Raw genomic sequence first — 19,895 nt, 5'->3', positions numbered from 1 at the left:
GTGCGGTTGTCGACGGGTTAAGCTCGGCGTCGATGAGCAACCCGTTGCCGCGTGCACTGGAGACCCTCTGGCGCGAGCCCCCGCCCCGCCGCCGGGGCGCCGGCTTGACGCGCGAGCGCATCGTCAGGGCCGCGATCGACGTGGCGGACGCCGACGGGCTGGCCGCGCTGTCGATGGCCCGGCTGGCCGAGCACCTCGGCTGCGGCACGATGTCGATCTACCGCCACGTCGCCAACAAGGACGACCTGGTGACCCTCATGGTGGCCGCGGCCGTGGGCCCGCCACCCCAGCTCGATCCCACGGATTGGGTTGCGGCCCTGCGCCATTGGTCCACCGCACTGTGGGAGGTGTATCACCGTCATCCGTGGATCCTGCAGGCCGCCGCGGCGGGCCCGCCCGCCGACCCGCAACAGCTCGCCTGGCTGGACACCGCCCTGGCCGCGTTGCAGGGAACCGGGCTGGCCGAACGCGACAAACTCGCCGCGGTCACGGCGCTGATGCACCTGGTACGCGGCGCGGCGGCGCTGCACATCGATGCGGGCCGGTTGGACTGGCCGGAGTACCCGGTGCTGCTACGGCGTCTGATCGATGCCGACCGCTTCCCGGCGCTGACCGCGGCGCTCGACGCGGGAGCGTTCGACCCCGTCGATGCCGATCCGCTGACCGACCTGCACAGCGCCGTCGATTACCTGCTCGACGGCATCGCCGCGAAGCTCTAGCAGAGCGGGGCACACACAGCGACGAAAAAGCCCCCGACCGCGGGTCGGGGGCTTCTCGAAGCGACTACTACTTGGCCTTCTCCAGGATCTCGACCAGCCGCCAGCGCTTGGTGGCCGACAGCGGACGAGTCTCCATGAGCGACACCCGGTCGCCGACGCCGGCGATGCCGTGCTCGTCGTGCGCCTTGACCTTCTTGGTCGTCCGGATGATCTTGCCGTAGAGCGGGTGGCTCTTGCGGTCCTCCAGCTCGACCACGATGGTCTTCTGCATCTTGTCGCTCACCACGTAGCCGATGGCCGTCTTGCGGCGGCCCCGCGGCTTCTCGGCGGGCGGAGTGTACTTCGGCCCCTTCTGGCCCGAACCCTTCTGCGCCGAGTCCTTCTGGGCGTCACTCTTAGTCTCTGCCATTACGAATCCTCACCGCCCGGCCCGGATGCCAGACCCAGCTCACGTTCGCGCAGGATGGTGTACACCCGCGCAATCTCCTTCCGCACAATGCGCAGCCGACGGTTGTTGGACAGCTGGCCGGTGGCCATCTGGAAGCGCAGATTGAACAGCTCTTCCTTGGACTCGCGCAGCCGATCCTTCAACTCGTCGTCGGTCAGTTCGCGCAGTTCGCCAGGCGTCACTCCCACAGCCATCAGAACTGTTCCTCTCGGGTCACGATGCGTGCCTTGATCGGCAACTTGTGGATCGCGCGCGTCAACGCCGCGCGCGCCGTCTCCTCATTCGGATAGCTCAGCTCGAACAGCACGCGGCCCGGTTTCACGTTGGCCACCCACCACTCCGGCGAGCCCTTGCCCGAACCCATCCGGGTTTCGGCGGGCTTCTTGGTCAGCGGGCGGTCCGGGAAGATGTTGATCCACACCTTGCCGCCACGCTTGATGTGCCGGTTGATCGCGATACGGGCCGACTCGATCTGCCGGTTGGTGATGTAACCGTGCGTCAGCGCCTGAATGCCGTAGTCACCGAACTCCACCGTGGTGCCGCCGCTGGCCAGCCCACGCTGCTTGGGGTGGTGCTGCTTGCGGTGCTTGACCTTGCGGGGAATCAACATGATTCAGCTCTCCCCAGAAGTAGAAGTTTCCGTGGACGGCGCCGCGGCGGCAGCACCGGCAGCGGCCTCGGTACCGGCCGACGCCTCGGCGGTCGCCGGGGCCTGTTCGGTTCCCGGCGGCGGGGTGGTGCCCGTGGCGGTGGTGCCCGACGCGCCGCTGCGCCGCGGCCGCGACGGCCGTTCCCGGCGCGGACGCTCCGACGGCGGGGCCACGCCCAGCTCCCGCTTGCCGCCGACGACGTCACCCTTGTAGATCCACACCTTCACGCCGATCCGGCCGAACGTGGTGCGGGCCTCGTACAGGCCGTAGTCGATGTCGGCGCGCAGGGTGTGCAGCGGCACCCGGCCCTCGCGGTAGAACTCCGAGCGGCTCATCTCGGCGCCGCCGAGACGGCCGGAGCACTGCACCCGGATGCCCTTGACGTTGGGCTGGCGCATCGCGGACTGGATCGCCTTGCGCATCGCGCGCCGGAACGCCACCCGGTTGCTCAGCTGCTCGGCGACACCCTGGGCGACCAGTTGTGCGTTGGACTCGGGGTTCTTCACCTCGAGGATGTTCAGCTGCACCTGCTTGCCGGTCAGCTTCTCCAGGTCGCCGCGGATCCGGTCGGCCTCGGTGCCGCGCCGGCCGATGACGATGCCGGGCCGCGCGGTGTGGATGTCCACCCGCACCCGGTCCCGGGTGCGTTCGATCTCCACGTTCGCGATGCCGGCCCGCTCCAGACCGGTGGACAGCAGCCGGCGGATCGCCACGTCTTCCTTGACGTAGTCCTTGTACTGCTTGTCGGCGTACCACCGGGACTTCCAGTCGGTGGTGATACCGAGCCGGAAGCCGTGCGGGTTGATCTTCTGGCCCACTACTGCGAGCCTCCCTTCGCTTCGTCGGCGGTCGCCTTCTGCGCAGTCGCCTTGGTTGCCGGGGCCTTCTTGGTCGACGCCGCCTTGCTGGCCTGCGCCCGGCGCGACCGGGCGGAGGCCGCGGACCCGCCGCGACCCTTCTTCACCGGACGGCTCTCCACCACCACGGTGATGTGGCTGGTGCGCCGGCGGATCCGGAACGCCCGGCCCTGGGCGCGGGGCCGGATCCGCTTGAAGGTCGGGCCCTCGTCGGCGTAGATGGTCGCGACGACCAGCGTGTCGGGGTCGAGCCCCTCGTTGTTCTGTGCGTTGGCCGCGGCGCTGGCGATCACCTTGGCCACCGGCTCACTGGCGGCCTGCGGCGCCCACCGCAGGATGTCCAGCGCCTCGGCGACGGTCTTGCCGCGCACCAGATCGATGACCCGGCGCGCCTTGGTGGCCGAGGTCCGCACGAACCGCGCCTTGGCGGTCGCGGACGGATATTCAATGACTGGTGCGCTCATCGCCGCTTACTCTTCCGGTCGTCCTTGATGTGACCCTTGAACGTGCGGGTCGGGGCGAATTCGCCGAGCTTGTGCCCGACCATCGCCTCGGTCACGAACACCGGGACATGCTTGCGGCCGTCATGCACCGCAAAGGTGTGCCCGATGAAGTCGGGAATGATCGTGGACCGACGTGACCAGGTCTTGATGACCTGCTTGGTGTTCTTCTCGTTCTGTGCGTCGACCTTCTTGAGCAGATGGTCGTCGACGAACGGACCCTTCTTGAGGCTGCGTGGCATCTGTGTCTGTCCTCCTGACGACTAGCGCTTCTTGCCGGTGCGCCGGCGCCGGACGATGAGCTTGTCGCTCGGCTTGTTCGGTCTGCGGGTACGGCCCTCGAGCTTGCCCCACGGGCTCACCGGGTGACGGCCGCCGGAGGTCTTGCCCTCGCCACCGCCGTGCGGGTGGTCCACCGGGTTCATCACGACACCGCGGACCGACGGGCGCTTGCCCTTCCACCGCATCCGGCCGGCCTTGCCCCAGCTGATGTTGATCTGCTCGGCGTTGCCGACCTCGCCGACGGTGGCGCGGCAGCGCACGTCGACGCGGCGGATCTCACCGCTGGGCATCCGCAGTGAGGCGTAGGACCCCTCCTTGCCCAGCAGCTGGATGCTGGCACCGGCCGAGCGGGCCAGCTTCGCGCCGCCGCCGGGACGCAGCTCCACCGCGTGGATCACGGTACCGGCGGGGATGTTGCGCAACGGCAGGTTGTTGCCCGGCTTGATGTCGGCGTTGGCGCCGGACTCGACCACATCGCCCTGGCGGAGGCCCTGCGGCGCGATGATGTAGCGCTTCTCGCCGTCGAGGTAGTGCAGCAGCGCGATGTGCGCGGTGCGGTTCGGGTCGTACTCGATGTGCGCGACCTTGGCGTTGACGCCGTCCTTGTCATGGCGACGGAAATCGATGACACGGTACGCGCGCTTGTGGCCACCGCCCTTGTGCCGGGTGGTGATCCGACCGTGTGCGTTACGTCCGCCCTTGCCGTGCAGCGGGCGGACCAGCGACTTCTCCGGATGTGAGCGAGTGATCTCGGCGAAATCGGAGACGCTGGCACCGCGGCGACCGGGGCTCGTCGGCTTGTACTTGCGAATTGCCATGTCTGCTAAATCTCTCCAGTTCCCGGCCGGCGGATCAGGCCGGAGCTCCGAACAGGTCGATGGGCTTGCTTCCCGGAGCCAGCGTCACGATGGCCCGCTTGGTGTCCTTGCGCTTGCCGTACCCGGTGCGGGTGCGCTTGCGCTTGCCCGGCCGGTTGGCGGTGTTCACCGACGCGACCTTGACGTTGAAGATCTTCTCTATCGCGATCTTGATCTGCGTCTTGTTCGAGTCCGGGTGCACGATGAACGTGTACACGTTGTCCTCGATCAAGCCGTAGGACTTCTCCGAGATGACCGGCGCCAGGATGATGTCGCGCGGATCGGTGACGGTTGCCATCAGGCCGAAACCTCCTTGGCCGTACTGGTGTTGGCACTGATGTAGGCATTCAGGGCCTCGACGCTGAACACCACGTCATCGGCCTTGAGCACGTCGTAGGTGTTGAGCTGATCCGGCGCGATCACGTGCACCCCGGGCAGGTTGCGCACGCTGCGGATGCTGGTCTCGTCGGTCCGGCCGATCACCACCAGCACCTTGTCCTTCTCGACCGTGCGGTCGGCGATGACCGTGCTCAGGAACGCCTTGGCCTTCTTGGTTGACGGGGTCTGGCCCTCGACCAGCTCGGTGACGGCGTGGATGCGGCCGTTGCGGGCCCGGTCGGACAGTGCGCCGCGCAGCGCGGCGGCGATCATCTTCTTCGGGGTGCGCTGGCTGTAGTCGCGGGGCTTCGGCCCGTGCACGACACCGCCGCCGGTGAACTGCGGCGCCCGCAGCGAACCCTGCCGGGCGCGGCCGGTGCCCTTCTGCCGCCACGGCTTGCGGCCACCGCCCCGGACCTCGCCGCGGGTCTTGGTGGAGTGCGTGCCCTGGCGGGCGGCGGCCAGCTGAGCGGTCACCACCTGATGCATCAGCGCGATGTTCGGCTCGACGTCGAACAGTTCGGCGGGCAGCTCGACGGAACCCTCGGTCTTACCGGCCGGCGTCCTCACGTCAATCTTCATTGTCATTTCTTGTCGCCTCGCTTGATTGCGCTGCGGACCATCACCAGACCGCCGTTGCGTCCCGGGATGGCGCCCTTGATCAACAGCACGCCGTTCTCGGCATCGACCTTGTGCACCTTGAGGTTCAGGGTGGTCACCCGCTCGTTACCCATCCGGCCGGCCATCCGGGTGCCCTTGAACACCCGGCCGGGGGTCGCGCAGCCGCCGATGGAGCCCGGCCGGCGGTGCACCGCCTGGGTGCCGTGCGAGGCGCCCTGACCGGCGAAGCCGTGGCGCTTCATGGTGCCGGCGAAGCCCTTGCCCTTGCTGGTGCCGGTCACGTCGACGTAGCTGCCCTCGGTGAAGATGTCGGCGGTGAGCTCCTGGCCGACCTCGTACTCGGTGGCGGCGGCCTCATCGTCGAGCCGCAGCTCGGCGATGTGCCGGCGCGGGTTGACGCCCGCGGCGGCGAACTGGCCGGCCAGCGGCTTGTTCACCTTGCGCGGGTTGATCTCGCCGTAGGCCAACTGCACCGCGCTGTACCCGTCCCGCTCCGGGGTGCGGATGCGCGTCACGACGTTGGGGCCGGCCTTGACGACCGTCACCGGCACGACCTTGTTGTTCTCGTCGAACACCTGCGTCATGCCCAGCTTGGTGCCCAGAATGCCTTTACGTGCCATTTCTTGGGTCTCCTACTGGATGTTCACGTCGACGCTGGCCGGAAGATCGATGCGCATCAACGCGTCAACGGTCTTCGGCGTCGGGTCGAGGATGTCGATCAACCGCTTGTGAGTACGCATCTCGAAGTGCTCCCGCGAATCCTTGTACTTGTGCGGGGACCGGATGACGCAGTAGATGTTCTTCTCCGTCGGCAGCGGCACGGGCCCGACCACGCTGGCGCCGGTACGGGTGACCGTCTCGACGATCTTGCGCGCCGAGGCGTCGATCGCCTCGTGGTCGTAGGCCTTGAGCCTGATGCGGATCTTCTGTCCCGCCACGCTTCTCCTACCTCACTCCTGCTCGGGTCCGTGCTGGGACGTGACGTCCCGGCGCTCGCGTCGGCTGGTGCCGACTGGCCTTCTTCTCGTCGGCTGTGCCGACTCGCCAACTCTCGTCGGCTCGCCGGCCGGGCCGGCGCTCCGCTCACACGTCAACTCGGCGCGCTGGCTGTCGCCGCCGCTGTTTTCCTGTCTGTGGTTCACCGGCCCCTGCGGTCGGGCGTGTCGGCCCTGCTCCGCACCCCTTTTTGTGACGGAAACCGCCACATCGAGAGTGGGACCGGGTGCGCCCGTGCGGGCGCTGGTCGGTTACCCGGCCAGACGAAGGACCCGGCTCAAGGCAACCCGAACAGTATGCCTTACATCGAGGCAGCAGCCAAATCCCTGCTCATCGATGCTCCGGGAACGATTCACCACAGCCGGGCGATCGGCCGAAACAGTTTAACCAGCCAGTTCCGCCCAGAACACACAGCGGTGCTCGGTCGCGAAATCGTCGACCACGGTGCTGCCGCCGGGGCGCAGTGACATCCGGGCCGGGCCGGCTCCCGGGCCCCCGTCACCCGGGTCCCGGTCTGTCGGGCTCTCGTCCGGCCCCGCGCCGGAGTCCGCGGCGGCCCGGTGGGCGGGCCAGTCCGGATGGCCGTCGGTTGCCGGGACGCCGGTGGCGACGAACGCGCTCCAGTAATCGATCATCTGCTCGCTCAGCGCGCGCTGCGCCGCGGTGAGCGCCGGGGCGCCGCCGACGTCGAACAGATACCGCAGTTCCAGGGAGTGACCGGCGCCGACCGGGAACGGCAGGGTGCGCAGCGGTTCGGGCGCCGGGGCGTCCCGGTCGGCGAACTCGTAGCTGTAGACGGGCTGGTGGCGGGCCAACTGATCGGCCAGGCGTTCGCTCAGGCACGCGAACAGGCTGTCGGTGACCGCGGCGCTGTAGGCCAGGGCCGGGCTGGGGTAATCCTCGAGCGGATACCGGGCCGCCACCGCCGCGGCGTCGTCGCCGAAGATCTCGGCGAGCAGCCGCGGATGATCCTCGGCGGCGAACCGCTCCCCTTCCCGCAGATACCGCAACCCGGCGAACAGCGTGAACTCGTCGCGGTTGGTGCCGATGAGCACCGGAACCCGCGCCACGCGGCCCTCGGCGATCGCGTCGACCGGATCGACGGGCAGGGCCTCGGTTCCGGTGACCGGTCCGGACAGCTTCTCGGTGCCGAACTCGAAGTACGAGACCGGCGCCGCCACGGCCTCGGGCGGCAGACCGCGCAGACAGGCGGCCGCGGCGCCGGGATCGCCGCAGCCCACCTCGGCGGCGTACCGCAGGCTGACCTGTTCGGCGGTGTCCACGTCGACCTGCCCCTGACACGGTGCGCTCATGATGATCGCGGCGTGGAACAGCCCGGCCGACCCGGGTGCGGCGAGGTGGTCGCACACCGCCATGCCGCCGGCCGACTCGCCGGCGATGGTCACCCGGTCGGGATCGCCGCCGAACCCGGCGATGTTGGCCCGGACCCAGCGCAGCGCGGCCTGCTGATCGAGGAATCCGTAGTTGCCGACCGCCCCGGGCGGCCCGAGTTCCGGGTGTGCCAGGAACCCGAGCGTGCCCAACCGGTAGTTGATGGTGACGACGACGATGTCGCCGCGTTCGACGAACCACTCGGAGTTGAACATGGCGCCGCCGCCGTTGACGAAGCCGCCGCCGTGGATCCACACCAGCACCGGTCGCAACACACCGTCGGGTGGCGGTGTCCACACGTTGAGGGTCAGGCAGTCCTCGTCGGAGTTGCGGCCGCCCTCCGGATCCCCGGCCGGATTCTGGATGCAGCGCGGACCGGGGATCGTGGCGTCGCGCACCTGCGGCCAGCTCCGCGGCGGCTCGGGCGCCCGCCACCGCAGATCCCCGACCGGGGCGGCGGCGTACGGGATGCCGCCGAAGAACCGGTACCGGTCGGTGACGGTCCCGCGGACCGCCCCGGCGTCGGTCTGCACCACGGCCGGGTCGCCCGCCGGCGCGCCCGGCGCCGGCGGCGGATCGGGCGAGGGTCCGGAGCTCACGCAGCCGGCCACCAACACACCCGTCATGCACGTCACCGCGCCCGCGAACACGCGGCGCAACGCTCCGGACAGCACGGCTGAAGAGCCTACTGACGTACCGGCCGTGGCCAACCCGTTCGACGTTCGCTAGATTGAACTTGACACCCGTCAAGTCGACGTACATGTCAGTAAGGAAACCGCGCCATGAGCACGCCGATCAGCTCTCGCCTCACCGACGAAGCCGCGACGGTCCTCGCCGACCCCCAGGCGTACACCGACGAGGACAGCCTGAACGCCGCACTGACCCATCTGCGGGCCCATGCACCGGTCTCCTATGTCGACGTGCCGAACTACCGGCCGTTCTGGGCGATCACCAAGCACGCCGACATCATGGACATCGAGCGCGACAACGAACTGTGGATCAACGCGCCGCGGCCGATGCTGATCCCCGCCGCGACCGAGGACCTGGCCCAGGCGAACCTGGCCGCCGGCGGCGGGCTGCGCACCCTGATCCACATGGACGATCCGCTGCACCGCGACATCCGCAAGATCGGGGCGGACTGGTTCCGGCCGAAGGCCATGCGGGCGCTCAAGACCCGGGTCGACGAACTCGCCAGGATCTACGTCGACAAGATGGTCGAGGTCGGACCGGAGTGCAATTTCGTCCAGGAGGTCGCGGTCAACTTCCCGCTGTACGTGATCCTGTCGCTGCTCGGCCTACCGGAGTCCGACTTCCCCCGCATGCTCAAGCTCACCCAGGAGATGTTCGGCGGTGACGACGACGAGTTCACCCGCGGCAAGAGCCCGCAGGAACTGCACGAGGTCATCACCGACTTCTTCCGGTACTTCACCAAGCTCACCGCCGACCGGCGGGCCAACCCGACCGAGGACCTCGCGTCGGCCATCGCCAACGCCAAGATCGACGGCGAATACCTCAACGACATCGACTGTCTGTCCTACTACGTCATCGTGGCCTCCGCCGGCCACGACACCACCAGCGCGGCCATCTCGGGCGGCCTGCTGGCGTTGATCGAGAACCCGGATCAGCTGGAACGGCTCAAGGCCCATCCGGAGCTGATGGGGACCGCGGTGGAAGAGATGATCCGCTGGTCCACGCCGGTCAAGGAGTTCATGCGCACCGCGACGCGTGACACCGAGGTGCGCGGGGTGCCGATCAAGGCCGGCGAATCGGTGCTGCTGTCCTACGTGTCGGCCAACCGGGACGAGGAGGTGTTCGACGAGCCGTTCCGGTTCGACGTGGGCCGCGACCCCAACAAGCACCTGTCGTTCGGCTACGGGGTGCACTTCTGCCTGGGCGCCGCGCTGGCCCGGATGGAGATCAACAGCTTCTTCACCGAACTGGTCCCCCGGCTGGAGTCGATCGAACTGGCCGGCAAACCGGAGTTCCTGGCGACCACGTTCGTCGGCGGGCTCAAGCATCTGCCGATCCGGTACTCGGTGCGCTGAGCGCGCCCCGACCGGGTTTCGGACCAGGGACCCGGCCCGGAACCCGGCCCGGGACTCGGCCGGGGGCCGGCGGGTTCGCCGAAAAGCCTCCCAACCACTGGGTCGATCACCGACACTCGTCTGTAAGACGACTTACGGACAGGGAGGCTCGGGTGAACACTCGCACGATGGACGAGGCCGCCAGGATTTTCGCGGACCCCACCGCGTACGCCGACGAGGCGCGGCTGCATGCGGCGCTGGCCCACCTGCGCGCACACAATCCGGTGGCCTGGGTGGACCAGCCGCCCTACCGGCCGTTCTTCGCCATCACCAGACACACCGACGTGATGGACATCGAACGGGCCAACGACCTGTGGTTGTCCGAACCGCGGCCGCTGCTGGCCACCGCCGAGGCCGACGATCTGGCCAAGGCGCAACTCGAGGCCGGGATGGGTCTGCGCACCCTGATCCACATGGACGACCCGCACCACCGCGACGTCCGCAAGATCGGCGCGGACTGGTTCCGCCCCAAGGCCATGCGTGATCTGAAGGTCCGCGTGGACGAGTTGGCCCGCCGCTATGTCGACAAGATGGTCGAGATCGGCCCGGAGTGCGACTTCGTCGACGACATCGCGGTGTACTACCCGCTGTACGTGATCATGTCGCTGCTGGGCCTGCCCGAGGAGGACTTCCCGCGCATGCTGCGGCTCACCCAGGAGCTGTTCGGCGGCGACGAGGAGGAGTACAAGCGCGGCACCACGCCCGAGGAGCAGCTGCAGGTGCTGATGGACTTCTTCAACTACTTCAACGAGCTCACCATCGCGCGCCGCAAGAACCCGACCGACGACCTGGCCTCGGCGATCGCCAACGGCCGCATCAACGGAGAGCTGCTGTCGGACGTCGACTGCCTGTCCTACTACGTCATCGTGGCCACCGCCGGCCACGACACCACCAGCCACGCGATCTCCGACGGGCTGCGGGCGTTGATCGAGAACCCGGATCAGCTGGAACGGCTCAAGGCCGACCCGGCACTGATGCCCACCGCGGTCGAGGAGATGATCCGCTGGTCCACCCCGGTCAAGGAGTTCATGCGCACCGCCGCCGCCGACACCGAGGTGCGCGGGGTGCCGATCAAGGCCGGCGAATCGGTGTATCTGTCCTATGTCTCGGCGAACTTCGACGAGGAGGTGTTCGACGAGCCGTTCCGGTTCGACGTGGGCCGCGACCCCAACAAGCACCTGTCGTTCGGCTACGGGGTGCACTTCTGCCTGGGCGCCGCGCTGGCCCGGATGGAGATCAACAGCTTCTTCACCGAGCTGCTGCCCCGGCTGGAGTCGATCGAACTGGCCGGCGAGCCCGCACTAGCCTCGACGGTGTTCGTCGGCGGGCTCAAGCACCTCCCGATTCGGTACTCGCTGAGGTGATCTCACGCTTCTTGGCGTGGGTGGCGAGGAAGCCGTCGACGGCGGCTTCCGCGCACCTCCGATAGTCGAAATCGGCGACGGTGGACAGCTTTCCGAGGATCAGCGGGCCGATGAGCAGCGCGATGGTCTGGATGCGGTCCACCTCGTCGAGTTCCTCGGCCGCCTGTGGGCTGTCCAGGATCGCGTCGAACGGCACCGAGTAGAGCTGCACGATCCGCGAGCGCAGGGTGCCGACCGCGTCGGAATCGGTCTCCCGCGCATCGGGATAGGGGCCGACGTCGGGCCCGGACGCCATCCAGGTCATGGCGGTGAGCATCGTCGGCGCCTCGGCGATGGTCTCCGCCCATCCCAGCACCACCGCCAGCAGTCGGTCGCGCAGACTGCCCTCGGCGGGCGGCATCGGCGCGGGCTCCAGCAGGCTGGTGAACGCGGCGGCGAGCAGATCGTTGGCGCCGGCGAAGTGCCGGTACAGCGTGGCGCGGGCGACATTGGCGCTCTTGGTGACCGCGTCGATCGTCACCGCACTCGGCCCGCCCGTGCGCAACAGCGTCGTCGCGGCCTCGAGCAGCCGGGCCCGCGAGCGGGCCGGTCGAGGGTCGCTGGTTGCGGCCGCCATTTGCTGTAACCCACCTCCTTCGGATAAAGAAGACTATCGGTCTTGGTACAAGACTGTTAGTCTCAAATCTCCCTGCCGAAGGAGAGCGACCGATGGTCGACGCCCTCAGCCAGCCCGGTCAGGATATCGGCGCGAGCGTCGCCGCTCTGTCCACTCGGGCCCGCGTGTGGCTGCTCACCGTGGCGTGCATGGGGGTCGCGCTGGTGATCAGCTCGATGGTGGCCCTCAACGCCGCGCTGCCCGACATCGCGGTGGAGACCGCGGCCACCCAGTCGCAGCTCACCTGGGTGGTCGACGGCTACACGCTGGTGCTGGCGTGTCTGCTGCTGCCCGCCGGCGCGATCGGCGACCGGTACGGCCGGCGCGGCGCGATGCTCGTCGGGCTGGGCCTGTTCACCGTCGCCTCGGCCGCACCGCTGGTGCTCGACGGTCCGCTGACGTTGATCCTGTCCCGCATGGTGGCCGGCGTCGGGGCGGCATTCGTGATGCCGGCCACGCTGTCGCTGCTGACCGCGGCGTACCCGCGGGCCCAACGGAACAAGGCCGTCGGCATCTGGGCCGCCGTCGCCGGTTCGGGCGCAGTGGTCGGATTCCTGGGAACCGGTGTGCTGCTGCACTTCTGGTCCTGGCCGTCGATCTTCTGGGCGTTCACCGTCTCGGGTGCCGGGTTGTTCGTCCTGGCCTGCACGGTGGCGTCGTCCCGCGATCACCGTGCCACCCCGCTGGACTGGCCGGGGGCGGTGCTGATCGGTGGAGCGGTCGCGGTGTTCGTCTACGGGGTGCTCGAGGCGCCGGTCCACGGGTGGACCCACCCCGTGGTGTACGGCTCGATGGCCGCCGGGGTCGCGCTGGCGCTCGCCTTCGCGGTGGTCGAGCTGCGCAGCGCACACCCGCTGCTGGACATCCGGCTGTTCGCCAAGCCGGACTTCACCACCGGTGCGGTCGGGGTCACGTTCTTCTTCCTGGCCAACTTCGGATTCTTCTTCGTCTCGATGCAGTACATGCAGCTGATGCTGGGATACAGCGCCCTGCAGACGGCGTTCGCGCTGACCCCGCTCACGATCCCGCTGCTGCTGCTCAGCGTCACCACGCAGTGGTACCTGCCCCGGTTGGGGCTGCGGGCGGTGATCTCCACCGGCCTGCTGCTGATCGCCGCCGGGTTGTTCTACGCCCGCACCCTCGAGATCGCCTCGCCGTACCTGGATCTCGCGGTACCGCTGCTCATCATGTCGACCGGTATCGGCCTGTGCACCGCGCCGTCGACGTCGGCGATCATGGGCGCGGTCCCCGACGAGAAGCACGGGGTCGCTTCGGCCGTCAACGACACCACCCGGGAGATCGGCGCCGCGCTGGGCATCGCGGTGGCGGGCTCGGTGCTGGCCGCGGAATACGGCGACCGGCTGCGGCCCCATCTGGGCGCGCTACCCGAACCGGTCCGGCAGGCGGCGTCGAACTCGCTGGCCGAGGCCCTGGAAGCCGCGCGGCAGCTGGGCCCCCAGGGCGCCCGGCTCGCCGAGTTCGCCCAGTCGGCCTTCCTGGAGGCGATGCATGTCTCGTTGATCGTGCTCGGGGCGCTCTGCGCGCTGGCGGCGGCGTTCGTCGCGGTGTGGGCGCCGGGCCGGGACGGGCGTCAGTACGGGTTCGTCGAACGGTGGACGTCCCGGTGGTCAGGTGAGGAAGCCGGCGGCGCGGTGGCCGAGCATGACGATGGTGGCGTGCGGGCCGCGACCGGGGATGGCTGGGAGCACGGAACCGTCGACGACCCATAGGTTTTCCACGCCGTGCACCCGGCATCGCGGATCCACCACGGCATGTTCGCCGGCCTGGCCGTCGGGGCCCATCGGGGCGGTGCGGCACAGATGCTGCGATGTCGACCAGGACACCGTCGCACCGTGACCCGCCGGGCCGGCCAGCTCCCGGGCCAGTTCGGCGCCAGCACGCAGCGCGGCCACGTCGGCCGGCTCGCTGTCATAGTGGTGTTCGATGGCCGGGGGCACATCCGGATCCGCCGAGGCCAGCCGCACCGTGCCGCGGGACCGCGGCCGCATCAGCGCCACCCCGAGGTGCGGGTGATCGGCGGGATCATCCCGCCGGCCCCGGATCATGGCGCCGAATCCCGCTGTGTAGGGCCGGATCTCGAGACCCTCGGCGGTGGTCAGCACCACCTCCAACGGCGGCCGGCCAGCGGTCTCGGTCCAGGTCACCGGCAGCACCCATTCCGGGTGGTCGACCGTCGCGACGCCGACCGGCAGATCGGCCACCACCGGGATGCCGAGGGCGCCGAGCAGCCGCTGCGGACCGATTCCGGACAACATGAGCAGATGGGCGGATCCGATCGCCCCGGCCGACAACACGATCCGGTCGGCCGTCAGGACCGTCGCACCGTCCGGACCCAGACACTCCACCCCGTCGGCCCGGCCGTCGGCGATCCGCACCCGCCGAACCCGGGTCTCGGTCAGCACGGTGAGATTGGGGCGGGCGAGCGCCGGTTGCAGGTAGGCGGCGCCGGGCCCGACCCGGGTGCCGCCGTTGATGTTCAGCGGCACCTGTCCGACACCCGGTGGCAACGGCTGATCGGGCGTCGCCCCGTTGAGATCGGGAATCCACGGATAACCCGCATCTTCTACCGCCTCGATGAATTTCGCTGTGCAGCCGTCGAATTCGGTGCTCCGCCGCACCGGGATCGGGCCGTCGGCGCCGTGCAGCGGCCCGTCGAAGTCCAGATCGGTCTCGATGGCCCGGAAGTGCGGCAGCACCCGGTCCCACGTCCAGTCGCCCAGGCCCCAGCGGTCGAAGTCGGCCGGCAGGCCCCGGCAGAAGTAGCCTCCGTTGACCGCGCCGGACCCGCCGACCACCGCACCGCGCATGAGCTGCGCCGGCCGCCGGGGGTGGTCGGTCAGCGTCGTCGGATACCGGCGCACCACCGAGCTGGCATCGCCGATCGGCAGGCGCAGGCCGTCGGTGATCTGGTGCGCCACCCGCGGATCGGAGGGTCCCGGACCGGCCTCCACGACCGTCACCCGGCAGCCGGAGTCGGCAGAAAGCCGTTCGGCCAACACGGATCCGGCGCTGCCCGCACCGACGATCAGAACGTCGCTGTGGCAGCGTTCAGCACCAGGTCGACCGGTCACCGATCAGATCCGGATCTGTGGTTTGAGCGCACCGAGATCGCGTTCCCGCAGCACCCCGGCCCACAATCCGCACCCGTAGGCCAGGTCGTCGAGCCGTTTGAGCACCAGGTAGGCGAACAGACCGACCGGTTTGGTGTCCTCCCCGGCGTGTTCGCGCCTGCTCAGCCAGTCCACCACCCCGTCGACGACGGCCGCCACCACGACCACCTGCCGGAACCGCGGGGACAGCAGCGCGGCGATCAGCGCGATCGGCCAGTAGTGCCGGCAGATCGCCCCGGCCAGCTGGCGTGCCGCCGATCCCAGGCCCTGGGCGGCCAGCGCCACCACCTCGACCGGTTCGCTGCCCACGGTGCTCAGTGACTTGGCCACCCGCCGGCCGGTGATCACCGCGAGCACCAGGGCGGCCAGGTAGCCGACCCAGGACCCCATCGCCACTAGCACACCCAGCACCAGCGTCCAGCCCGACATCAGCAACGGGGCGGTCTTGTCCGGGTGGCGCGCCGTCAACGGCGCCGCAGAGGAACCGTAGAACGCCTTGCGGCCCAGCCACTCACCGATGTCGGTGCGGTGATCGTGGGCGACCAGCGCGATCGGCTCGTAACGCAGCCGGGTCCCGGCCTCCACCAGCCGCCAGCACAGGTCGACGTCCTCACCGGACCGCAACGCCTCGTCGAAGCCGCCGATCTCGTCGAGCACCTTACGCCGGCAGATGATCGCCGCGCTGGGCACATACGACACCGGGCCGTACGGCACCACCGGGGCCTCGCGGACGCCCAGGTCCAGCGAGGAGCGTACCGCCTCATAGCGGGCGATCAGATTGTCGTCTTTGCGCAGACCCACGATCCGCGGCGCCACCAGCGCCACGGCGGGATCGCAGAAGTGTCCGAGCAGCGCCTCCAGCCACCCGCGCTGCGGCACCACATCGGAATCCAGGAACGCCACGAAGTCGGTGGTGCAGGCGGCCAGACCGGTGTTGCGCGCCGCGGCCGGCCCCTTGCTGTGCGGATGCCGCAACACCTGGACATCGCAGTGCAGGCCGGTGAACTCTGCGGCATCGACCGGCACCGCGGACCCGTCGTCGACGATGATCACCCGCAGCCCGCGCAGCGCGCGCATCAGCCGGTGCAATCCGAATGCGTTGTCGCGCACCGGGATCACCACCGTCACATCGCGGTGCGACGGACCGCTGGCCGGGCGGGGATGGGCGACGGTGGCGTCCAGCAGGGTGCGGGCCAGCTGCGCGCTGACCGCGTCGCGCACCTCCAGCCGCCCGCCGGCGAGCATGGTGCGGGCGGCCGGGGCCAACTTCAGCAACCGGGTGGGTGAACCGCCGAGCAGCGCCGCGCCCTCCCCCAGCACCTTGACCCGCCGGTCGACCTGCACGGCGAACCCGTCGGGAAGTCGCTGTCCGGTCATGTCAGCATCCCGTCCCGGTTCGCCGTCCACCGGGTGATCCGCTCGACGCAGTCGTCGACCATGTCCGCGAAGATCCGCGCGCCGGCCGCGGCGGTGGCGGTGGTGGGATCGCCCAGGATGCCCACCTCGCTGACCGCGGCCACACCCCCGGCACGCAGCTGCGGCATCAACTCGGCCAACGGCGCGCTGTTGCCGGGCAGCACGTGTTCGGTGCTCACCACCTCCGGTGAGAGGTGAAGCAGCACTGAGGTTTCGGTGTGGCCGGCATGTGCGTCCCCGCCGGCGGCCAGACAGGACAGCCACGCGGCGTCCCGGTTCTCGTAGCGCAGCAGTGCGGTGGCCGCGGCCAGCGCCTCCACGTTGCCGCCGTGTCCGTTGAGGAACACCAGCCGCGACGCCCAGTTGGCGGCCGAGCGGCCGTACTCCACCAGCCACAGCCGCAGCGCCGGGGTGCCGACCGACACCGTGCCCGGGAAGCCCTCGTGCTCCCCGCTGGCGCCGTAGCAGATGGGCGGCGCCAGCAGCCACCGGGTGTCGCCGTCGGCGGCGGTCAGCCGCTCGATCACGGCCCGCGCGACCGCGCCGGCGATCCGGGTGTCGGTGTCCAATGGCAGATGCGGCCCATGCTGCTCGGTTGATCCGACCGGGACGATCAACGTGGGCGAGGTGTCAGACAGCTGTCTCGACGTCGAGTTCCCGAGCTCGCTGGGAAAGGCCACCCGCCGATGGTAGGCCGAATTCAGCTGGCGTGCGTCGGTTGTTCGCCCAACCGACACCCTTGATTCGACGGATTTGCTCATCGATCCACACCAGGCGACCCCCCGTGTCACAACTAGCCCACCCGTACCAGCAGGGTGGACGGGCCTCAGGGCCGCGTCGGGTCGACACCCAGCGCGCGGGTGAAGCCGGGCGGCACCACCACGTCGTCGGGGGTCAGATCGTGCACCGAGGCCCGGCCGAGGCCCAGCAGCGCCGAGTCGATGCCGCCGCGCAGGATGTCGAGCACGTTCTCCACACCGGCCTGTCCCTCGGCGGCCAGCCCCCACAGGTAGGCCCGCCCGATCATCACCGCGCGGGCGCCCAGGGCCACCGCCTTGACCACATCGCTGCCGCGCCGGATGCCGCCGTCGAGCAACACCTCGACCTGATCGCCCACCGCGTCGACGATCGCCGGCAGCGCGCGGATCGCCGCCGGGGTGCTGTCCAGGTTGTTGCCGCCGTGGTTGGACACCGAGATCGCCGAAACACCGGCGTCCACAGCGCGTTTGGCGTCGTCGACCCGGATCACGCCCTTCAGCATGAACGGCCCGCCCCACAACTCGCGCAACCAGGCGATATCGTCCCAGGTCGGCGGCGGCGTGCCCATCCACTCACCGTAGGCGTGGAAGAACGGCGGGCCGGCCTCTCCGCGGGCGGCCTGATTGGGCACCCGCAGGTTCGGCGGCCGCAGCGTCTTGGCCCACTGCATCATCCAGCGGGGCCGGGACAGGCCCTCCGGCAGCATCCGCAGAATGGTCCGCAGATTCATGCTCTCCGGGATCTTCGGGCTGCCCCAGTCGCGGCCGTGCGAGAAGCTCCAGTCGGTGGTCACGATCAGCCCGGCCGCGCCGGCTTCCCGGGCCCGCTCCACCCGGGCGGCGATCGCGTCCCGGCCGCCCAGCCAGTACACCTGGAAGAACAGCTTCGGGTTGGCCGCGATCACCTCCTCGATCGGTTTGCTGGCGAAGGAGGACAGTCCCATCGCGGTGCCGCGGGCGGCGGCGGCCCGGGCCACGGCGACCTCACCGTCGGGGTGGACCGCCTGCACACCGGTCGGTGAGATCACCACCGGCAGCGAGATCTCCTGGCCCATCACGGTGGTGGCCATGTCCCGCTTGGCCGGTCCGCCCACCACGTGCGGGGCGAATCCGAGCTCGCCGAACGCCTCGACGTTGTCGGAGACGGTCAAACCCTTCTCGCTGCCGGCGATCAGGGCGCCGTACACCGACTTGGGCAGTCGCTTCTTGGCGCGTTCCTGGGCGATCGAGACCGTCTCAAACCATTTGTCGCGTGCCATGGTCACACCGGGCTTTCGTTGCAGAGTCGGGCAGGAGGCTTGGTCAGCAGCTTCAAAGCCACTGGGCCACCCCGGGAATGGTCGACCCGCGGCTTGGGCTTGGTGCGCTCTCGGGCCAGCGCCGGCGCACCGTGGCCCTCGACGCACTCGGGGTCCGGACCGTCCAGCGGCAGGCCGGTGAAGAACTTCGCCGCCATGCAGCCGCCGCGGCAGCTGTCGAAATGGCTGCAGCCCGAGCAGGCGCCGGCGGACTGCGGCTCGCGCAGTTCGCGGAACAACTGCGAGTTCTTCCAGACGTTGTCGAAACCGCCGTCGGTCAACACGTTTCCGGCCAGGAACCGGTCGTGGATGGCGAACGGGCAGGCGTACACGTCGCCCACCGGATCGATCAGGCACACCACCCGGCCGGCGCCGCACAGGTTGAGACCGGCCAGCGCACCGGGCTCGCCCAGCCCCGACAGGTGGAAGAACGAGTCGCCGGTGAGCACCTTCTCCCCGTGCGCGACCAGCCAGTTGTAGAGCTGCACCTGCTGTTCGGCGGTGGGATGCAACTCATCCCACACATCGGCGCCCCGGCCGGACGGGCGCAGCCGGGTGATCCGCAGGGTGGCGCCGTAACGGTCGGCCAGCGCCTTGAAGTCGTCGAGCTGATCGACGTTGTGGCGGGTGACGACGACCGAGATCTTCGCGTCGGCGAATCCGGCGTCGGCGAGGTTCTGCAACGCCCGCACCGCCATGTCGAACGAGCCGGCCCCGCGCACCGCATCGTTGATCTCGGCGGTGGCACCGTCCAGCGAGATCTGGACGTCCACATAGTCGCTGGCGGCCAGCCGGCGCGCGACCTCAGGCGTGATACGAACACCGTTGGTGGAGAACTTCACTCCGACGTTGTGCGCGGTGGCGTAGTCGACCAGTTCCCAGAAGTCCGAGCGCACAGTCGGTTCACCGCCGCCGATGTTCACGTAGAACACCTGCATGCGCTGCAGTTCGTCGATGATGTCCTTGCACTGCTGGGTGGACAGCTCGCGCGGGTCGCGCTTACCCGACGACGACAGGCAGTGCACACAGGCCAGATTGCAGGCGTAGGTGAGCTCCCAGGTCAGGCAGATCGGCGCGTCGAGGCCCTGCTCGAACTGCTCGATCAACCGCGGCACGGGTGCGGATGCCTGCGGCTGTACCGGTGCTGCGCTCGTCATGGACGGTCCTCTTTCGGCACGAGCATGCGGGACGCGGCGAGCACACCCAGCGCATGCAGATACGGCTTCTGGTCGGCGTCGTCGATCCCGGCGGCCCGGCAGGCCGCCCGCGCGCTGGGATGCTCACCCAGCGACTGCACGACGCCCACGATGGTGCGGTTCTTCAGAAATGACAGTTTGCGGGTGCCGAAGTGGTACAGCAGGGCCCCGAACGGCTCGGGCCGCACGGCCACCTGTGGGTGTAGCCGCCAACTCGCGTCGGGATCGAACTCCACCCGGTCGGTCCCCGTCTCACGGGTGCCGACCGGGTTCGGGGCGCCGGCTGCCATCGG

23 protein-coding genes are annotated in these 19,895 nt (G+C 69.4%); 4 read left to right on the top strand and 19 right to left on the bottom strand.

What is annotated here, in order from left to right; all coding sequences use genetic code 11:
• Nucleotides 1–32: 32 nt before the first annotated feature.
• Complete coding sequence (locus CKW28_RS04585) at nucleotides 33–719, top strand: TetR/AcrR family transcriptional regulator (RefSeq protein WP_003925854.1); 687 nt, start codon at nucleotides 33–35, stop codon at nucleotides 717–719.
• A 67-nt stretch (nucleotides 720–786) separates the two neighbouring features.
• Here the strand turns inward: CKW28_RS04585 and rpsQ are convergent, their stop codons facing one another.
• From rpsQ to CKW28_RS04525, 12 genes are all read right to left on the bottom strand, one after another.
• Entirely contained in the window at nucleotides 787–1,128 is a 342-nt protein-coding gene (gene rpsQ / locus CKW28_RS04580; RefSeq protein WP_003925853.1) for a 30S ribosomal protein S17, read from the bottom strand.
• Nucleotides 1,128–1,361 carry a 50S ribosomal protein L29 gene (rpmC, locus tag CKW28_RS04575; protein WP_003925852.1) on the bottom strand — a complete coding sequence of 78 codons (234 nt, stop codon included), beginning with the start codon at nucleotides 1,359–1,361 and terminating at the stop codon, nucleotides 1,128–1,130. Before rpmC ends, rpsQ begins: the two co-directional genes overlap by 1 nt.
• Nucleotides 1,361–1,777: a 50S ribosomal protein L16 gene (gene rplP / locus CKW28_RS04570; protein WP_003925851.1), complete on the bottom strand. Its 417-nt coding sequence runs from the start codon at nucleotides 1,775–1,777 to the stop codon at nucleotides 1,361–1,363. Before rplP ends, rpmC begins: the two co-directional genes overlap by 1 nt.
• A gap of 3 nt (nucleotides 1,778–1,780) precedes the next feature.
• Nucleotides 1,781–2,635, bottom strand: a complete 855-nt coding sequence (gene rpsC / locus CKW28_RS04565) for a 30S ribosomal protein S3 (protein ID WP_003925850.1) — start codon at nucleotides 2,633–2,635, stop codon at nucleotides 1,781–1,783.
• A complete protein-coding gene (gene rplV, locus CKW28_RS04560; RefSeq protein ID WP_003925849.1) occupies nucleotides 2,635–3,138 on the bottom strand; it encodes a 50S ribosomal protein L22 in 504 nt (167 codons plus the stop codon). Before rplV ends, rpsC begins: the two co-directional genes overlap by 1 nt.
• The gene (gene rpsS, locus CKW28_RS04555) at nucleotides 3,135–3,416 is read right to left on the bottom strand and encodes a 30S ribosomal protein S19 (RefSeq protein WP_003925848.1); all 282 of its coding nucleotides are present in this window, start codon (nucleotides 3,414–3,416) and stop codon (nucleotides 3,135–3,137) included. The genes rplV and rpsS overlap by 4 nt, the downstream gene beginning before the upstream one ends.
• 21 nt (nucleotides 3,417–3,437) lie before the next feature.
• Nucleotides 3,438–4,274 (bottom strand): 50S ribosomal protein L2, encoded by an 837-nt coding sequence (rplB, locus tag CKW28_RS04550; protein WP_003925847.1) that lies wholly within the window; start codon nucleotides 4,272–4,274, stop codon nucleotides 3,438–3,440.
• Between the two features lie 34 nt (nucleotides 4,275–4,308).
• Nucleotides 4,309–4,611: a 50S ribosomal protein L23 gene (gene rplW / locus CKW28_RS04545; protein ID WP_003925846.1), complete on the bottom strand. Its 303-nt coding sequence runs from the start codon at nucleotides 4,609–4,611 to the stop codon at nucleotides 4,309–4,311.
• Nucleotides 4,611–5,279: a 50S ribosomal protein L4 gene (gene rplD, locus CKW28_RS04540; RefSeq protein WP_040547044.1), complete on the bottom strand. Its 669-nt coding sequence runs from the start codon at nucleotides 5,277–5,279 to the stop codon at nucleotides 4,611–4,613. Before rplD ends, rplW begins: the two co-directional genes overlap by 1 nt.
• Complete coding sequence (rplC, locus tag CKW28_RS04535) at nucleotides 5,276–5,932, bottom strand: 50S ribosomal protein L3 (protein ID WP_003925844.1); 657 nt, start codon at nucleotides 5,930–5,932, stop codon at nucleotides 5,276–5,278. Before rplC ends, rplD begins: the two co-directional genes overlap by 4 nt.
• 12 nt (nucleotides 5,933–5,944) lie before the next feature.
• Entirely contained in the window at nucleotides 5,945–6,250 is a 306-nt protein-coding gene (gene rpsJ, locus CKW28_RS04530; protein WP_003925843.1) for a 30S ribosomal protein S10, read from the bottom strand.
• A gap of 441 nt (nucleotides 6,251–6,691) precedes the next feature.
• Nucleotides 6,692–8,326, bottom strand: coding sequence for a carboxylesterase/lipase family protein (locus tag CKW28_RS04525; protein ID WP_050812035.1), 1,635 nt, complete (start codon nucleotides 8,324–8,326; stop codon nucleotides 6,692–6,694).
• A 156-nt stretch (nucleotides 8,327–8,482) separates the two neighbouring features.
• Between CKW28_RS04525 and CKW28_RS04520 the strand changes: the two genes are divergently transcribed.
• Both CKW28_RS04520 and CKW28_RS04515 read left to right on the top strand, forming a co-directional pair.
• A complete protein-coding gene (locus CKW28_RS04520) occupies nucleotides 8,483–9,745 on the top strand; it encodes a cytochrome P450 (RefSeq protein ID WP_003925841.1) in 1,263 nt (420 codons plus the stop codon).
• 167 nt (nucleotides 9,746–9,912) lie between these two features.
• Nucleotides 9,913–11,148: a cytochrome P450 gene (locus CKW28_RS04515; RefSeq protein ID WP_435405794.1), complete on the top strand. Its 1,236-nt coding sequence runs from the start codon at nucleotides 9,913–9,915 to the stop codon at nucleotides 11,146–11,148.
• On the opposite strand, the gene CKW28_RS04510 is transcribed toward CKW28_RS04515, so the two are convergent.
• Nucleotides 11,114–11,764: a TetR/AcrR family transcriptional regulator gene (locus CKW28_RS04510; RefSeq protein WP_003925839.1), complete on the bottom strand. Its 651-nt coding sequence runs from the start codon at nucleotides 11,762–11,764 to the stop codon at nucleotides 11,114–11,116. The genes CKW28_RS04515 and CKW28_RS04510 overlap by 35 nt on opposite strands.
• Before the next feature lie 92 nt (nucleotides 11,765–11,856).
• Between CKW28_RS04510 and CKW28_RS04505 the strand changes: the two genes are divergently transcribed.
• Nucleotides 11,857–13,533 carry an MFS transporter gene (locus CKW28_RS04505; RefSeq protein ID WP_003925838.1) on the top strand — a complete coding sequence of 559 codons (1,677 nt, stop codon included), beginning with the start codon at nucleotides 11,857–11,859 and terminating at the stop codon, nucleotides 13,531–13,533.
• On the opposite strand, the gene mftG is transcribed toward CKW28_RS04505, so the two are convergent.
• The 6 genes from mftG to mftB form a co-directional block, all read right to left on the bottom strand.
• Nucleotides 13,432–14,895, bottom strand: coding sequence for a mycofactocin dehydrogenase MftG (gene mftG, locus CKW28_RS04500; protein WP_050811972.1), 1,464 nt, complete (start codon nucleotides 14,893–14,895; stop codon nucleotides 13,432–13,434). The two genes, CKW28_RS04505 and mftG, sit on opposite strands and share 102 nt — an antisense overlap.
• A gap of 3 nt (nucleotides 14,896–14,898) precedes the next feature.
• Complete coding sequence (gene mftF / locus CKW28_RS04495) at nucleotides 14,899–16,311, bottom strand: mycofactocin biosynthesis glycosyltransferase MftF (protein ID WP_003925836.1); 1,413 nt, start codon at nucleotides 16,309–16,311, stop codon at nucleotides 14,899–14,901.
• Nucleotides 16,308–17,054 carry a mycofactocin biosynthesis peptidyl-dipeptidase MftE gene (gene mftE / locus CKW28_RS04490; protein WP_040547534.1) on the bottom strand — a complete coding sequence of 249 codons (747 nt, stop codon included), beginning with the start codon at nucleotides 17,052–17,054 and terminating at the stop codon, nucleotides 16,308–16,310. Before mftE ends, mftF begins: the two co-directional genes overlap by 4 nt.
• A gap of 122 nt (nucleotides 17,055–17,176) precedes the next feature.
• Nucleotides 17,177–18,367, bottom strand: a complete 1,191-nt coding sequence (gene mftD / locus CKW28_RS04485) for a pre-mycofactocin synthase MftD (RefSeq protein WP_040547041.1) — start codon at nucleotides 18,365–18,367, stop codon at nucleotides 17,177–17,179.
• Nucleotides 18,368–18,369: 2 nt separating this feature from the next.
• On the bottom strand, nucleotides 18,370–19,563 hold the full coding sequence (mftC, locus tag CKW28_RS04480; RefSeq protein ID WP_050811971.1) for a mycofactocin radical SAM maturase: 1,194 nt from the start codon (nucleotides 19,561–19,563) through the stop codon (nucleotides 18,370–18,372).
• Nucleotides 19,560–19,892, bottom strand: coding sequence for a mycofactocin biosynthesis chaperone MftB (gene mftB, locus CKW28_RS04475; RefSeq protein WP_003925832.1), 333 nt, complete (start codon nucleotides 19,890–19,892; stop codon nucleotides 19,560–19,562). The genes mftC and mftB overlap by 4 nt, the downstream gene beginning before the upstream one ends.
• Nucleotides 19,893–19,895: the final 3 nt, after the last annotated feature.

This window comes from Mycolicibacterium thermoresistibile (assembly GCF_900187065.1).
Taxonomy (GTDB): domain Bacteria; phylum Actinomycetota; class Actinomycetes; order Mycobacteriales; family Mycobacteriaceae; genus Mycobacterium; species Mycobacterium thermoresistibile.
This window is presented reverse-complemented; position numbering and strand designations above follow the sequence as displayed.

Excerpts from the sequence above, each read along its gene's own strand:
- CKW28_RS04585 (WP_003925854.1), top strand. The coding sequence starts at position 33 with ATGAGCAACCCGTTGCCGCGTGCACTGGAGACCCTCTGGCGCGAGCCC.
- rpsQ (WP_003925853.1), bottom strand. The coding sequence starts at position 1,128 with ATGGCAGAGACTAAGAGTGACGCCCAGAAGGACTCGGCGCAGAAGGGT.
- rpmC (WP_003925852.1), bottom strand. The coding sequence starts at position 1,361 with ATGGCTGTGGGAGTGACGCCTGGCGAACTGCGCGAACTGACCGACGAC.
- rplP (WP_003925851.1), bottom strand. The coding sequence starts at position 1,777 with ATGTTGATTCCCCGCAAGGTCAAGCACCGCAAGCAGCACCACCCCAAG.
- rplV (WP_003925849.1), bottom strand. The coding sequence starts at position 3,138 with ATGAGCGCACCAGTCATTGAATATCCGTCCGCGACCGCCAAGGCGCGG.
- rpsS (WP_003925848.1), bottom strand. The coding sequence starts at position 3,416 with ATGCCACGCAGCCTCAAGAAGGGTCCGTTCGTCGACGACCATCTGCTC.
- rplB (WP_003925847.1), bottom strand. The coding sequence starts at position 4,274 with ATGGCAATTCGCAAGTACAAGCCGACGAGCCCCGGTCGCCGCGGTGCC.
- rplW (WP_003925846.1), bottom strand. The coding sequence starts at position 4,611 with ATGGCAACCGTCACCGATCCGCGCGACATCATCCTGGCGCCGGTCATC.
- rplD (WP_040547044.1), bottom strand. The coding sequence starts at position 5,279 with ATGACAATGAAGATTGACGTGAGGACGCCGGCCGGTAAGACCGAGGGT.
- rplC (WP_003925844.1), bottom strand. The coding sequence starts at position 5,932 with ATGGCACGTAAAGGCATTCTGGGCACCAAGCTGGGCATGACGCAGGTG.
- CKW28_RS04525 (WP_050812035.1), bottom strand. The coding sequence starts at position 8,326 with ATGACGGGTGTGTTGGTGGCCGGCTGCGTGAGCTCCGGACCCTCGCCC.
- CKW28_RS04520 (WP_003925841.1), top strand. The coding sequence starts at position 8,483 with ATGAGCACGCCGATCAGCTCTCGCCTCACCGACGAAGCCGCGACGGTC.
- CKW28_RS04515 (WP_435405794.1), top strand. The coding sequence starts at position 9,913 with ATGGACGAGGCCGCCAGGATTTTCGCGGACCCCACCGCGTACGCCGAC.
- CKW28_RS04510 (WP_003925839.1), bottom strand. The coding sequence starts at position 11,764 with ATGGCGGCCGCAACCAGCGACCCTCGACCGGCCCGCTCGCGGGCCCGG.
- CKW28_RS04505 (WP_003925838.1), top strand. The coding sequence starts at position 11,857 with ATGGTCGACGCCCTCAGCCAGCCCGGTCAGGATATCGGCGCGAGCGTC.
- mftF (WP_003925836.1), bottom strand. The coding sequence starts at position 16,311 with ATGACCGGACAGCGACTTCCCGACGGGTTCGCCGTGCAGGTCGACCGG.
- mftD (WP_040547041.1), bottom strand. The coding sequence starts at position 18,367 with ATGGCACGCGACAAATGGTTTGAGACGGTCTCGATCGCCCAGGAACGC.
- mftC (WP_050811971.1), bottom strand. The coding sequence starts at position 19,563 with ATGACGAGCGCAGCACCGGTACAGCCGCAGGCATCCGCACCCGTGCCG.
- mftB (WP_003925832.1), bottom strand. The coding sequence starts at position 19,892 with ATGGCAGCCGGCGCCCCGAACCCGGTCGGCACCCGTGAGACGGGGACC.